Consider the following 12816-nt stretch of genomic DNA (forward strand, 5'->3'; position numbering starts at 1 on the left):
GATCAAGCCATGACCAACGATACCCTGCCGCCGCGTCCGATGCGCCTGTCCGGCCTCGAGCCTTTCACCATCGATGAAGACACGCTCTTCGTCAACGTCGGTGAGCGCACCAACGTCACCGGCTCCAAGGCCTTCGCCCGCATGATCCTGAACGGCCAGTTCGACGATGCGCTGGTGGTCGCCCGCCAGCAGGTCGAGAACGGCGCGCAGATCATCGACATCAACATGGACGAAGCCATGCTGGACTCCAAGGCGGCCATGGTGAGGTTCCTCAACCTGATCGCCTCCGAGCCCGATATCGCGCGCGTGCCCATCATGCTGGACTCGTCCAAGTGGGAAGTGATCGAGGCCGGCCTGAAGTGCGTGCAGGGCAAGCCCGTGGTCAACTCGATCTCGCTCAAGGAAGGCGAGGAACAGTTCCGCCATCACGCCGAGCTGATCCGCCGCTACGGCGCCGCGTCCGTGGTGATGGCCTTCGACGAGCAGGGCCAGGCCGACACCTTTGCCCGCAAGACCGAGATCTGCAAGCGCAGCTACGACATCCTGGTCAATGAAGTCGGCTTCCCGCCCGAAGACATCATCTTCGACCCGAACATCTTCGCGGTGGCGACCGGCATCGAAGAGCACAACAACTACGCGGTGGACTTCATCGAAGCCACCGCCTGGATCAAGCAGAACCTGCCGTACGCCAAGGTCAGCGGCGGCGTGTCCAACGTATCGTTCTCGTTCCGCGGCAACGACGCGGTGCGCGAAGCCATCCACACCGTGTTCCTGTACCACGCCATCAAGGCGGGCATGGACATGGGCATCGTCAACGCCGGCCAGCTCGGCGTGTACGACCAGCTCGACGCCGAGCTGCGCGAGCGCGTGGAAGACGTGGTGCTCAACCGCCGCGAGGACAGCACCGACCGCCTGCTGGAGATCGCCGACCGCTACAAGGGCGGTGGCGCGAAGAAAGAGGAAAACCTGCTGTGGCGCGGCACCCCGGAGAACCCGGTGCCGGTAGCCGACCGCCTGTCGCACGCGCTGGTGCATGGCCTGACCACCTTCATCGTGGAAGACACCGAGGAAGTGCGCCAGCAGGTGGAAGCGCGCGGCGGCCGCACGATCGAGGTGATCGAGGGCCCGCTGATGGATGGCATGAATATCGTGGGCGACCTGTTCGGCGCCGGCAAGATGTTCCTGCCGCAGGTGGTCAAGAGCGCCCGCGTAATGAAGCAGGCCGTGGCTCACCTGTTGCCCTACATCGAGGAAGAAAAGCGCCTGCTGGCCGAGGCCGGCGGCGACGTCAAGGCGCGCGGCAAGATCGTCATCGCCACCGTCAAGGGCGACGTGCACGACATCGGCAAGAACATTGTCTCGGTGGTGCTCCAGTGCAATAACTTCGAAGTGGTCAACATGGGCGTGATGGTCCCATGCAACGAGATCCTGGCGCGCGCCAAGGTCGAGGGCGCGGACATCGTCGGCCTGTCCGGGCTGATCACGCCGTCGCTCGAGGAAATGGCCTACGTCGCCTCCGAGATGCAGCGCGACGACTACTTCCGCATCAAGAAGATCCCGCTGCTGATCGGTGGCGCCACCACCTCGCGCGTGCACACCGCGGTCAAGATCGCGCCGCACTACGAGGGCCCGGTGGTCTACGTGCCGGACGCCTCGCGCTCGGTCAGCGTGGCGTCCAGCCTGCTGTCCGACGATGGCGCGGCCAGGTACCTGGACGAGCTGAAGACCGACTACGAACGCATCCGCCACCAGCACGCCAACAAGAAGGCCACGCCGATGGTGTCGCTGGCCAAGGCCCGCGCCAACAAGACGCCGGTGGACTGGAGCGCCTACGTGCCACCCAAGCCGAAATTCATCGGCCGGCGCATCTTCCGCAACTACGACCTGACGGAACTCGCCAACTATATCGACTGGGCCCCGTTCTTCCAGACCTGGGACCTGGCGGGCAAATTCCCCGACATCCTCAATGACGAGATCGTCGGCGAATCCGCCCGCCGCGTGTTCTCGGACGGCAAGGCCATGCTGTCGCGCCTGATCCAGGGCCGCTGGCTGACGGCCAACGGCGTGCTGGCCCTGCTGCCGGCCAACACCGTCAACGACGACGACATCGAGATCTACACCGACGAGACCCGCAGCCAGGTCGCGCTGACCTGGCACAACCTGCGCCAGCAAAGCGAGCGCCCGGTGATCGATGGCGTGATGCGCCCCAACCGCTGCCTGGCCGACTTCGTCGCGCCCAAGGACAGCGGCATTGCCGACTATATCGGCGTGTTCGCCGTCACCGCCGGCATCGGCGTGGACAAGAAGGAAGCGCAGTTCGAGGCCGACCATGACGATTACAGCGCGATCATGCTGAAGTCGCTGGCCGACCGCCTGGCCGAAGCCTTTGCCGAATGCCTGCACGAGCGCGTGCGCAAGGATCTGTGGGGCTACGACGCCGGCGAGGTGCTGACCAACGGGCAACTGATCGCCGAGACCTATCGCGGCATCCGTCCGGCGCCGGGCTATCCTGCCTGCCCGGAGCATACGGTCAAGGCGCCGATGTTCGAGTTCCTCAACGCCGCCGAGATCGGCATGGGCATCACCGACTCGCTGGCGATGACGCCGGCCGCTTCGGTGAGCGGCTTCTACCTGGCGCATCCGGAGTCGACGTATTTCTCGGTCGGCAAGATCGGCGAGGACCAGCTGGACGATATGGTGGCGCGCCGCGGCGAAGATCGCAGCGTGCTGGAGCGCGCGCTCGCGCCAAACCTGTAACCACTTGCGTGCCGGCGCGGCGGCGTTTTGCGCCGCCGCGTCATCGCAAGCCATTGGGCCAGCAGGGAAAAGCCTCTTTAGGCGCATCCATGTGCCTTTGTAAGTTCTTCACTACTCCTTACAAGGCATTACATCTCCTAACAGACCGCGCCGGTCTGCGTCCCTAGACTGAGGGCTCACATCAAGTGAATACCGCAGCGAATGTTTCGCAGCGGCGCAAACTGCTAGGAGCCACTCCATGAACAAACTGCTGATCTCCCTTTCCGCTCTCTCGATCGCTGCCGCTTCCTCGCTGGCCATGGCACAAGGAACCGGCGTTGATGCGAAGGCTGGCGCCACCGGCGCCAAGGCGGCGCCCGCGATCAGCGCGCCCGCCGACAAGGGTGCAGCCGCCAGCGCAGGTGTGAACGCTGGCCTGGGCGCTTCGGCCAGCGCCGACAAGGGCGTGGACGCCAAGGCTGGCGCCGATGCCACCGCCGGCACGCACGCCAAGTCGAGCGCCAAGACCAAGAAGCACAGCAGCCACGCCAAGACCAAGAAGGGCGAGGCAGCAACGGAAACCAGCGCGGCCGCCGACACCGGCGCGGCGACCAAGGCCCAGTAAGCCTGGCATGCTGGAGCACAGGGACGGGTTCACCCCGTCCCTTTTTCATTGGCGCGGCCAGCTGGGAGCCTGTCAGTCTTACACCGACAGTCGGGTGGTTTTGTAAGCACTACAATGCATTAGCCCGGCCGCTCCTGAGCGCTGGTGCATCCATGCCCAGGGAGACATCATGATTCGCGTTTTGATCGCCGACGATCACCAGATCGTGCGCGCCGGTCTGCGGCAGTTTATTGCCGACGAGCCCGATATCCGGGTGGAGGGCGAGGCAGCCAGCGGCGACGAAGTCATGGTACGGCTGCGTGAGCTCGAGTTCGATGTGGTGGTGCTCGATATCTCGATGCCCGACCGCAACGGCATCGACGTGCTCAAGCTGCTGCGCCAGCGCCATCCCGACCTGCCGGTGCTGATCCTCTCCACCTACCCGGAAGACCAGTACGCCATCAACCTGATCCGCGCGGGCGCTTCCGGCTACCTGACCAAGGAAAGCGCGCCCGACGATCTCGTCAAGGCCATCCGCACCGTGGCCCAGGGCCGGCGCTATGTCAGCGCCAACGTGGCGGACCTGCTTATCGGCGGGCTCGACAAGCCCACCAACCAGCCGCTGCACCAGACCTTGTCCAAGCGCGAGTTCCAGATCTTCTGCAAGCTCTCGCGCGGGCAGTCGGTCTCGGTGATCGCCGAGGAGCTGTTCCTGAGCGTCAAGACGGTCAGCACCTATCGCTCGCGCATCTTGGAAAAGATGGGCATGAAGACCAATGCCGACCTGACCTACTACGCGATCAAGAACGGCCTGGTGGAGTAGGCGCCGCAAAGGCAAGGCGCATTCCACGGCACTCTGCCGCGTTTGCCCGACGCTGCTGTAGGACGGACGCCGATGGTCTCTCCCTATACTCTGTTGCTACCATGGAACCATGTTGGATCAAGCTGCGGCCCCCTCGTATCGCGCGCTGCGGGTCTTGCTAATCGAGGACTCAGCGGTACTGCGGGGTATGTTGCTTGAATACCTGAACGCGTTTCCGTTTATCGAAGTCGTGGATTGGGCGGATACCGAAAGCGCAGCGCTGCGCCTCTACGAGGCGGGCAGGTATGAGGTCGTCATTGTCGACCTGCAGTTGCGGCAGGGCAACGGGATCAACGTGCTGCGCGCCTTGCAGAAGACCGAGATGTCAGGCATCCGCATCGTTTACACCAATCATGCCCAGGTGCCTACCTACCGGCGGCAGTGCGCCGAGGCCGGCGCGGACTATTTCTTTGACAAGTCGCTTGAGCTCGAGCAGGTGTTCCGGGTGATCGAGGAGTACGCGCAGGCAGGTGGCTGAATCCGTATCGACCATATTGACCATATCGAACATATCGACCGTATTGTCAGTACCAGCAGTTCCAATCGCGGCCATGCCGCGTCAACCTAGAGCAAGGAGAGAATCATGAGAAAGCTGATGGCGCTGTGTGCCCTGGCAGGTGTGGTCCTGGTAACTGGTTGCAACACGATGGCCGGTGCCGGCAAGGACATCGAGAAGGGCGGCGAGAAGGTGCAAGGCGCCGCCGAGAGCACCAAGCAGAAGATGTAAGGTGCCCGCCGCCGTGCCATGTGCATGGCACCCGGGCAAGTGAACAGGTGGACAAGAGGAATGGAAAAGGGGCTCCGCGGAGCCCCTTTTCCATTTTTCACCGCCTGGCTGGCAAGTTGGCCGGCGGCGTGCCGGTGGGCTCGTCCTGTGGCTGCTCGCCGGGGTCCCCCAGGCCGTCGAGCTCGTCCTCATCGTCGCGCGGCGGCGCCACGATGGCATCGGTGAGCGGCACCACCACCCGGATGGTGACGCCGGCACCGGGTTCCGACTGGAGCTCCAGCGTGCCGCCCAGCGCGATCACGCGCTGCTCCATCCCCAGCAGGCCATGGTGCCCCACCGAGCGCCGCGATTCGAAGTCCTCCGGCAGACCGCGCCCGTTGTCGCTGATTGCCAGCGAGAGCACGCCGCCGGCGCAATCGAGCTGGATGGACACGCGCTGCGCTTGCGCGTACTTGCTGGCGTTGGTGAGCGACTCCTGCACGATACGGTAAAGGGCGATGGCCGCGTCGTCGCGCAGCGCAGGCACCGCCTCTGCCAGTTGCACATCCGCCTCCCACTGGTTGCGCGCCGCCACTTCCTCCACCAGCTGGCCGACGGCTTCCTTCAGGCCCAGGTTGAGCAGCACGGTGGGCCGCAGGTCCTCGATCAGGCGCCGTTTGATCTGGATCCCCTGGTCCACGTGCAGCATCACGCGGGTGAGCTTTTCCGCCACATCCGGGTGGGTTTCCTGGACGCGGCGGCGCACCCAGTGCATATCAAGCTTGGTGGCGGTCAGGATGGCGCCCAGCTCGTCGTGCAACTCGCGCGCCAGCCGCGTCTTCTCGTCCTCGGTCACGCGTTGCAGGTGGGATGCCAGCGCCGATAGCTGGCGTGTGCGCGAGCGCACCATGCCGTCCAGGCGCGCGCTTTCCTCCTCTAGCTCGTTGCGTTCGGCTTCCGATACCGCCATGCGGCGCGAATGCTGCAAGCCCACCACGATCAGCAGCACGATATTGATGGCGGTCAGCAGGCCGATGCCGTAGCGCGACAGAGCAAGGTCGCGGTCGGCGTACTCCAGGCTCTGCGACACCGATCTGGCCTCGCGTTGCAGCAAGGCCTCCAGTCCGCGCCGCGCGTTGTCCATCGTCTGCTTGCCGAAGTCCGTGCGCACCAGGTCGAGCGCCACTTCCACGTCGCGCTTGCCGTAGATCAGCGTCAGGTCCATCTCGGTGAGCTTGCGGCTGACGGCAGTGGAGGCCTCGGTGAACATCTTGAGCGCCTCCGGGTCGTCCGCGTAGCGGTTGCGCAGCGCGCTCATCAGCGCATTGATGCGCGGCACGGCCTGGTCGTAGGGTTGGAGGTAGCTTTCCTTGCCGGTCAGCAGGAAGCCACGCTGGCCGGCTTCGGCGGTGACCAGCTCGCCGAGCAGGGAGTTGATCTGGCCCTGTACCTGCTGCGACTGGATGACTTGCGTATAGCCCTGGCGCAAGCGGATGTTGCCCGCCTCGGAGGCGATCAGCACCACCACGGTAAGCACGATGCCGCCCGCCAGAAGCAAGGTCGAGCGCAGCAGTGACTGCTTGAACATGTTCGTTTCCCGATGTCGGGCGCCTGGCCGGCGCGGCGTCTTCCGCACCATGCGGCGCCGCGCCTGGCCTGCACCTTGTCTGCGACGATGGAAGCACATCGACGGTCTGCGGTCAACCTGCCGCGTCGCCGGTGCTGCCCGCGAGGCCGCACCGGCGCTTGGACTGTAGGAATTGGCTGACAAGCGAATCGGTGCGGCTGCGGTGTCAGCGCAGAGGTCTGATTTCTACCATGGTTCCATGAGCTTGCGCACCCTGCGTCAAGCCAGCCTGGGAAGAGAGGGAGAACGTCAATGCTGAAATGGGCGCTGATTTTTGCAGTGGTTTCCGTGGTCGCCGGCTTGCTGGGGTTCACAGGTATTGCTGCCGGTGCGGCCGGCATTGCCAAGATCCTGTTCTTCATCTTCCTGGTGCTGTTCGTGCTGTTCCTTGTCCTGGGCGTGACCGTGTTCAAGGCGGTGAAATAGCCAACCGCAAGCGCCAGCCACCGTCACTTGCCAAGCACGCGCCTGCCGGCGCGGCAGCCCAATCCATTTAGGGAGCCATCACCATGTTGCACTACGCACTCGTATTTTTTGTCATCGCCCTGATCGCCGCGGTATTCGGCTTTGGTGGCATCGCGGCTGGGGCGGTCGAGATTGCCAAGATCCTGTTCTTCATCTTCCTGGTGGTTGCGCTGGTGACGTTTGTGATCAGCCTGGTCAGGCGCTAGGGGGTGCACTGCGCATGCAGATCCCACCTTCCCGATTTCCTGGCAGGCAGCACGAACCGCATCACGGTGCGTCATCAGACCAAACGGAGATAAGCCGATGTTGACCAACAATCCGAAGATCCGCAAAGAAGTGAATCACCTGGCCGACAGCGCCGAGAGCACGGTGCGCCAGATCCGGCATGCCGCGCGCGATACGCGCGGCGCCGCCCGCGAAGCCGCGGGACCCGTGGCCGGCGAGGTCAGCCGGCTGATCGCCCAGCTCGAGCAAACCATGGAAGTGCTGGGGCGCGAAGGCTCGTCCGAGGCGCAGCAAGCCGCACGCCGGTTGCAGGATCGTACGCGCGCCTTGCGGGATCACGTCGCAAGCCGTGCCCGCGAACGTGTCGACCATGCCGTGGATGGCGTGCAGCGGCGGGTGGCGGCGTCGCCGTTGAAAGCGATCGGTATGGCGGCGGCGGTAGGCGCTTTCGTCGGCTTGCTGATGGCAGCGAATAGCCGCAGCCGCAACGGCTGACCGAGGCCAACGACTGACCGAGGCATTACGGCCAGCCTGATGAGACAGTGAAGCCGTGAAGCGGGCCTCTCAGCGGCCATCCCCCAAGATCCCCACAGGAGCATGACTGTCATGGACACCCCCGTAAAAGAGAAGCCCACCGCCGGCAAGGGCAAGGATCAACAGGCCGGGAATAAGACAGGCGCGAGCGGGGGCTTCCTGTCGGACGTCAAGACGCTGCGCGAACGCGCCCGCAAGCACATCGAGGACGGCGCCGTCACCCAGGACTACGACGCGGACAGGGCCACCGTGCTGAAGCTGCTCAACGAGGCCTTGGCCACGGAGCTGGTTTGCGTGCTGCGCTACCGGCGCCATTTCTTCATGGCAAAGGGCATCCACGCGGAACCGGTCGCTGCCGAGTTCAAGGTCCACTCCGACGAGGAGCAAGGGCACGCCGACCGCATTGCGGCACGCATCGTGCAACTGGGCGGGGCGCCGGACTTCTCGCCAGACACCCTGACCTCGCGCAGCCATGCCGAGTATGTCGAGGCCGGATCGCTGACCGACATGATCAAGGAAAACCTGGTGGCCGAACGGATAGCCATCGAGAGCTACCGCGAGATGGTGCAGTACCTGGGCGAGCGCGACCCGACCACCCGCCGCATGCTGGAGGAAATCCTGGCGGTCGAGGAAGAGCATGCAGACGAACTCGCGGACATGCTGGACAAGGGGTAGCGTTCAGGCGCCAGCCAGGCTGGCTGTGCTTTATGCGCCTCATTTTCCGCGTAGAGCGCGCTCTCCCAACACAGTTCTTTCCCCCTTCCGGATCTCATTGCTGATCCGGCACGCCCGGCCCAAATCAGCGGCTGGGCTTTTTTTTGCCGGGCGCGTGAGCAAGCGCGAGAATGGAGAGCGGGTGGGGCGGGGCGTGGGGCCAGGAGGCGGGAGCCAGGAAGCAGGGACAGCAGGGAAAAGAAGCGGCGAGAGCAAGAGCAGGCAAGGTGGCCGGCTGGCGCCGGCTACCTTGTTGTCCGTCCAAGCCCGTGAGGGAATTGGCGCACTGCCTACACCCCCCACATTACCTCGGTGTTCTCGCGCTGGGATGCGCGCAGCATATCGAGGAAGGGGTAGGCGCGCTGGCCCAGGTGCAGGGGCTCTTCCTCGTTGTCATCGTCATTCTTGCCGGGATGGACCGACGATACGGCCGGGTGCACCTTCTTGGCGTCCGTCACGGCGGCTTCCAGTATATGGATGCAGCGTGGCAGTTCCTCGATGGTGATCACCCCGCGCTCCCCCAGGTGCTTGCCGATAATCCCCAGCAGTGTCACGGCGAGGTCTCTCATCATGATGAGGTCCTGCGACGCGTGGGATTTGAAGGTGATCAGCATGATATTTCCTTTCCTTGGCGTACAGCGAAGTACATGGGCGAAAACCATGGCCGCGCGGCTTGTCCCGGGACCGGGCAGGGGGGGCGCAACGGCCGGTTTTGGGCTTGCTGCATGATGTCAGCATAGCACCTGATAAAATTCTGCGTTCTGCAATTCATTGCCTGCCACGCGGCGCGGCCTCCACATGCCGCCCGTGACGGTGCCGCCGCGACAGAACCGCCGCGACGGCACCAGACAACCGCCTCAGGGCCACGACATCCATGCTGCCAGTTCAGACCACCAATCTTGCCGCTGCGTTCAATGACGCGGTGCGCGCAATCGCCCCGGCCGACGCCGCCCTGCCCGACGCCGTCTTCGAGCGTCCGAAGGTCGCCGCCCACGGCGACCTGGCCTGCAACCTCGCCATGCAGGTTGCCCGCGCGCTCAAGCGCAACCCGCGGGAACTGGCCCAGCAGATCGTCGACGCGGTCAAGGCCGACGCGCGTACCGCCGGGCTGGTGGCCGGCCTGGAAATCGCCGGCCCCGGCTTTATCAACCTGCGCCTGACGCCGGCCGCCAAGGCCGATGTGCTGCGCGCGGTGCTGGAGCAGGGCAACCGCTACGGCGCCAAGGCACAGGGCGTGCACGGCAAGGTGCTGGTCGAGTTTGTCTCCGCCAACCCGACCGGCCCGCTGCACGTCGGCCACGGCCGCCAGGCGGCACTGGGCGACGCGCTGGCCAACCTGCTGGACTGGCAGGGCTTTGCCGTGCATCGCGAGTTCTACTACAACGACGCCGGCGTGCAGATCCAGACCCTGGCCGTATCGGTGCAGGCACGCGCCCGCGGCTTCAAGCCGGGCGATGCCGCGTGGCCGGAGTCGGCCTACAACGGCGACTACATCGCCGACATCGCTGCCGATTTCCTGGCCGGCAAGACCGTGCGCGCTTCCGACGGCGACGCGGTGACGGCCTCCGGCAACGTCGAAGACATCGAGTCGATCCGCAAGTTTGCCGTGGCCTACCTGCGCAACGAGCAGGACATCGACCTGCGCGCCTTCGGCGTCAAGTTCGACCGCTACTACCTGGAGTCCTCGCTGTACAGCGACGGCCGTGTCGAAGCTGCGGTGCAGTCGCTGGTGGCCAAGGGCAAGACCTACGAGAACGAAGGCGCCCTGTGGCTGCGCACCACCGACGAAGGCGACGACAAGGACCGCGTCATGCGCAAGACCGACGGCACCTATACCTACTTCGTGCCGGACGTGGCCTACCACACCAGCAAGTGGGAGCGCGGCTTCGCCAAGGTCATCAACGTGCAGGGCAGCGACCACCACGGCACCATCGCCCGCGTGCGCGCCGGCCTGCAGGGGCTGGACATCGGCATCCCCAAAGGCTACCCCGACTACATCCTGCACAAGATGGTCACCGTCATGAAGAACGGCGAGGAGGTCAAGATCTCCAAGCGCGCCGGTTCCTACGTGACCGTGCGCGACCTGATCGAGTGGAGTAATGGCGCGGAAGGCGGCGAGACCATCCGCGGCTGCCTGGAAGCCGGCGTGGCCGACTGGCCCGAGCACTTCACCCGCGGGCGCGACGCGGTGCGCTTTTTCCTGCTGTCGCGCAAGGCCGATACGGAATTTATCTTCGACGTCGACCTGGCCCTCAAGCAGAACGACGAGAACCCGGTGTATTACGTGCAGTACGCCCATGCCCGCATCTGCTCGATCTTCGAATCCTGGGGCGGCGCGGACTGGGAGGCCAAGCTGCCGGCCCTGGCCGGCACCGACCTGGCCCCCGTGACCGGCGCCGACGCTACCCCGCAGGCGCTTGCGCTGGGCCAGCGCCTGGCCGATTTCCCGGACATGCTGGCGGCAGCGGCGGGTGAACTGGCGCCGCATGCGGTCGCCTTCTACCTGCGGGACCTGGCGGGCGATTTCCACGCCTTCTACAACTCCGACCGCGTGCTGGTGGACGACGAGACGGTCAAGCTGGCGCGCCTGGCGATGCTGGCCGCCACGCGCCAGGTGCTGCGCAACGGGCTGGCCGTCATCGGCGTCTCGGCGCCGCGGCGCATGTAAGCCAGGCCGGCGCCATGAAGGGGGGCAAGCCCCCCGTTCATGACGCGCCTTATCCGTATCGCCCTGACCACAGACAGTGATGCCGGGATCGGCGCAGGCTCTATAATCGCGCCATCACGCTAGAGGAATTCATGCAACAGCAACGCAAGCGCACCCCGCGCAATGCCAGCCGCGCCCCGCAGCGCGGAGGTACGTTCCTGGGACTGGTGCTGGGCCTGATCGTCGGCCTGGCGATCGCGGTAGTGGTCGCCCTGTACATCACCAAGTCGCCGGCGCCATTCCAGCAAAAGGGCACGCAAAAGCCGTCCGAGCCCGGCAATGTGGTCAGCAACCTGCCCGCTCCGGCGCAGGAAGCGCCAAGCGATCCGAACAAGCCGCTGTGGAGCAAGACGCCGGCCAAGCCGGTCGGGCCCGCCGCCGAGCCCGAGCAGCCTTCCGGCCCGGCGCCGACCACGGTGAAGCCGCCCGAGCACCAGCCGCCGGTAGCCGTCACCCGGCCAGCCGACAAGCCCGCCGCCGAGAAGCCCGCGGACAAGCCTGCCGATCGGCCCGCCGCAGAGAAGCCGGCCGACAAGACTGCGCAGAAGCCGGCGGAAAAGCCTGCTGAAAAGCCGGCCGAGAAGCCAGTCGCCGACCCGATCGCCGAGATCGCCCAGGCCGATGCCAACAAGGTAGGCTACCTGCTGCAGGTAGGCGCCTTCCGCTCGCAGGACGACGCCGACCGCCAGAAGGCCAACCTGGCCATGCAGGGGTTCGAAGCCAAGGTGACCGAGCGCGATGTCAATGGCGTCAAGCTCTATCGCGTGCGCCTGGGGCCGTTCAACAAGATCGACGACATGAACCGTTCGCGCGACAGGCTGCAGGCGTCGGGCTTCGAGGCTTCGGTCATCCGCTTTACCAAGCAGTAACAAGCAGTAACGGTAACCCGGGGCGATCTGCTGAACCGGATCGCCCCGCCGCTGTCATACGCTCATTGCCCCTTCTCGAAAGCCGCGCCACATGAAGAAACTCGCCACCTTGTTTGCCACGCTGGTCGCTGTGACCGGTTTCCTGATGACCGCGCCCGCCCAGGCAGCCGCGCCCACCTCGGGCAAGGAATACCAGGTCCTGAAAGCGCCGCAGCCCGTCGCACCGGGCAAGATCGAAGTCACCGAGTTCTTCTGGTACGGCTGCCCGCACTGCTTTGACTTCGAGCCTGAGCTGGAAGCCTGGGTAGGCAAGCAGGGCAAGGACGTGGTGTTCAAGCGCGTGCCGGTTGCCTTCCGCGACGACCTGCTGCCGCACACCAAGATCTTCTACGCGCTGGAAGCCATCGGCAAGCTGGACGCCATGCACACCAAGGTCTTCAACGCCATCCACGTCGACCGCAAGCGCATGCTGGACCCCAACGAAATCGCCGACTTCATGGCCAAGAACGGCATCGACCGCAAGGCCTTCCTCGATGCTTACAACTCGTTCTCGGTGACCACCAACTCGCAACGCGCCAATAAGATCGCCGACGCCTACAAGATCGACGGCGTGCCGACCATCGTGGTGCAGGGCAAGTACGTGACCTCGCCGTCCATCGCCGGCACCAAGGGCACGGCCATCCAGACCATGGATTACCTGGTCGGCCAGGTGCGCGACAAGAAGATGTAATTCCCGGGCTGCGGCCGCCGGCCTTTGGGCTCGCCAC

General features: G+C 65.1%; 14 protein-coding genes. 12 read left to right on the forward strand and 2 right to left on the reverse strand.

The window, feature by feature from the left end; all coding sequences use genetic code 11:
* Positions 1-9 precede the first annotated feature (9 nt).
* The 5 genes from metH (at position 10) to F7R26_RS00975 (ending at position 4929) form a co-directional block, all read left to right on the forward strand.
* Positions 10-2757, forward strand: a complete 2748-nt coding sequence (gene metH, locus F7R26_RS00955; RefSeq protein WP_150992536.1) for a methionine synthase — start codon at positions 10-12, stop codon at positions 2755-2757.
* Positions 2758-2995: 238 nt separating this feature from the next.
* Entirely contained in the window at positions 2996-3361 is a 366-nt protein-coding gene (locus tag F7R26_RS00960) for a hypothetical protein (protein WP_150992534.1), read from the forward strand.
* A gap of 169 nt (positions 3362-3530) precedes the next feature.
* Positions 3531-4163, forward strand: coding sequence for a response regulator (locus F7R26_RS00965; RefSeq protein WP_150992532.1), 633 nt, complete (start codon positions 3531-3533; stop codon positions 4161-4163).
* A gap of 109 nt (positions 4164-4272) precedes the next feature.
* Positions 4273-4680 (forward strand): response regulator, encoded by a 408-nt coding sequence (locus F7R26_RS00970; RefSeq protein WP_150992530.1) that lies wholly within the window; start codon positions 4273-4275, stop codon positions 4678-4680.
* A 105-nt stretch (positions 4681-4785) separates the two neighbouring features.
* Positions 4786-4929, forward strand: a complete 144-nt coding sequence (locus tag F7R26_RS00975) for an entericidin A/B family lipoprotein (RefSeq protein WP_035859076.1) — start codon at positions 4786-4788, stop codon at positions 4927-4929.
* 97 nt (positions 4930-5026) lie between these two features.
* Here F7R26_RS00975 and F7R26_RS00980 read toward each other — a convergent pair whose 3' ends face one another.
* Positions 5027-6496, reverse strand: coding sequence for a CHASE3 domain-containing protein (locus tag F7R26_RS00980; RefSeq protein WP_150992528.1), 1470 nt, complete (start codon positions 6494-6496; stop codon positions 5027-5029).
* A gap of 291 nt (positions 6497-6787) precedes the next feature.
* On the opposite strand from F7R26_RS00980, the gene F7R26_RS00985 reads away from it, so the two are divergent.
* The 4 genes from F7R26_RS00985 (at position 6788) to F7R26_RS01000 (ending at position 8434) form a co-directional block, all read left to right on the forward strand.
* On the forward strand, positions 6788-6961 hold the full coding sequence (locus F7R26_RS00985; RefSeq protein ID WP_035859073.1) for a DUF1328 family protein: 174 nt from the start codon (positions 6788-6790) through the stop codon (positions 6959-6961).
* An 83-nt stretch (positions 6962-7044) separates the two neighbouring features.
* Positions 7045-7206, forward strand: coding sequence for a DUF1328 domain-containing protein (locus F7R26_RS00990; protein WP_150992526.1), 162 nt, complete (start codon positions 7045-7047; stop codon positions 7204-7206).
* Positions 7207-7303: 97 nt separating this feature from the next.
* Positions 7304-7720, forward strand: coding sequence for a glycine zipper domain-containing protein (locus F7R26_RS00995; RefSeq protein ID WP_150992524.1), 417 nt, complete (start codon positions 7304-7306; stop codon positions 7718-7720).
* 111 nt (positions 7721-7831) lie between these two features.
* The gene (locus F7R26_RS01000; protein WP_150992522.1) at positions 7832-8434 is read left to right on the forward strand and encodes a ferritin-like domain-containing protein; all 603 of its coding nucleotides are present in this window, start codon (positions 7832-7834) and stop codon (positions 8432-8434) included.
* Between the two features lie 329 nt (positions 8435-8763).
* Here F7R26_RS01000 and F7R26_RS01005 read toward each other — a convergent pair whose 3' ends face one another.
* On the reverse strand, positions 8764-9087 hold the full coding sequence (locus F7R26_RS01005; RefSeq protein ID WP_150992520.1) for a DUF1840 domain-containing protein: 324 nt from the start codon (positions 9085-9087) through the stop codon (positions 8764-8766).
* Between the two features lie 260 nt (positions 9088-9347).
* Between F7R26_RS01005 and argS the strand changes: the two genes are divergently transcribed.
* The 3 genes from argS to F7R26_RS01020 all read left to right on the forward strand — a co-directional run bounded on the left by argS (position 9348) and on the right by F7R26_RS01020 (position 12779).
* On the forward strand, positions 9348-11141 hold the full coding sequence (gene argS / locus F7R26_RS01010; RefSeq protein WP_150992518.1) for an arginine--tRNA ligase: 1794 nt from the start codon (positions 9348-9350) through the stop codon (positions 11139-11141).
* A 131-nt stretch (positions 11142-11272) separates the two neighbouring features.
* A complete protein-coding gene (locus F7R26_RS01015; RefSeq protein ID WP_150992516.1) occupies positions 11273-12049 on the forward strand; it encodes an SPOR domain-containing protein in 777 nt (258 codons plus the stop codon).
* A 91-nt stretch (positions 12050-12140) separates the two neighbouring features.
* Complete coding sequence (locus F7R26_RS01020) at positions 12141-12779, forward strand: thiol:disulfide interchange protein DsbA/DsbL (RefSeq protein WP_150992515.1); 639 nt, start codon at positions 12141-12143, stop codon at positions 12777-12779.
* The last annotated feature ends 37 nt before the right edge of the window (positions 12780-12816 follow it).

The sequence above is a fragment of the Cupriavidus basilensis genome (assembly GCF_008801925.2).
In the GTDB taxonomy this organism is placed as follows: Bacteria; Pseudomonadota; Gammaproteobacteria; order Burkholderiales; family Burkholderiaceae; genus Cupriavidus; species Cupriavidus basilensis.

Bases quoted from the DNA above. Each gene is read 5' to 3' on its own strand.
- metH (WP_150992536.1), top strand. From the start codon at position 10: ATGACCAACGATACCCTGCCGCCGCGTCCGATGCGCCTGTCCGGCCTC.
- F7R26_RS00960 (WP_150992534.1), top strand. From the start codon at position 2,996: ATGAACAAACTGCTGATCTCCCTTTCCGCTCTCTCGATCGCTGCCGCT.
- F7R26_RS00965 (WP_150992532.1), top strand. From the start codon at position 3,531: ATGATTCGCGTTTTGATCGCCGACGATCACCAGATCGTGCGCGCCGGT.
- F7R26_RS00970 (WP_150992530.1), top strand. From the start codon at position 4,273: ATGTTGGATCAAGCTGCGGCCCCCTCGTATCGCGCGCTGCGGGTCTTG.
- F7R26_RS00975 (WP_035859076.1), top strand. From the start codon at position 4,786: ATGAGAAAGCTGATGGCGCTGTGTGCCCTGGCAGGTGTGGTCCTGGTA.
- F7R26_RS00980 (WP_150992528.1), bottom strand. From the start codon at position 6,496: ATGTTCAAGCAGTCACTGCTGCGCTCGACCTTGCTTCTGGCGGGCGGC.
- F7R26_RS00985 (WP_035859073.1), top strand. From the start codon at position 6,788: ATGCTGAAATGGGCGCTGATTTTTGCAGTGGTTTCCGTGGTCGCCGGC.
- F7R26_RS00990 (WP_150992526.1), top strand. From the start codon at position 7,045: ATGTTGCACTACGCACTCGTATTTTTTGTCATCGCCCTGATCGCCGCG.
- F7R26_RS00995 (WP_150992524.1), top strand. From the start codon at position 7,304: ATGTTGACCAACAATCCGAAGATCCGCAAAGAAGTGAATCACCTGGCC.
- F7R26_RS01000 (WP_150992522.1), top strand. From the start codon at position 7,832: ATGGACACCCCCGTAAAAGAGAAGCCCACCGCCGGCAAGGGCAAGGAT.
- F7R26_RS01005 (WP_150992520.1), bottom strand. From the start codon at position 9,087: ATGCTGATCACCTTCAAATCCCACGCGTCGCAGGACCTCATCATGATG.
- argS (WP_150992518.1), top strand. From the start codon at position 9,348: ATGCTGCCAGTTCAGACCACCAATCTTGCCGCTGCGTTCAATGACGCG.
- F7R26_RS01015 (WP_150992516.1), top strand. From the start codon at position 11,273: ATGCAACAGCAACGCAAGCGCACCCCGCGCAATGCCAGCCGCGCCCCG.
- F7R26_RS01020 (WP_150992515.1), top strand. From the start codon at position 12,141: ATGAAGAAACTCGCCACCTTGTTTGCCACGCTGGTCGCTGTGACCGGT.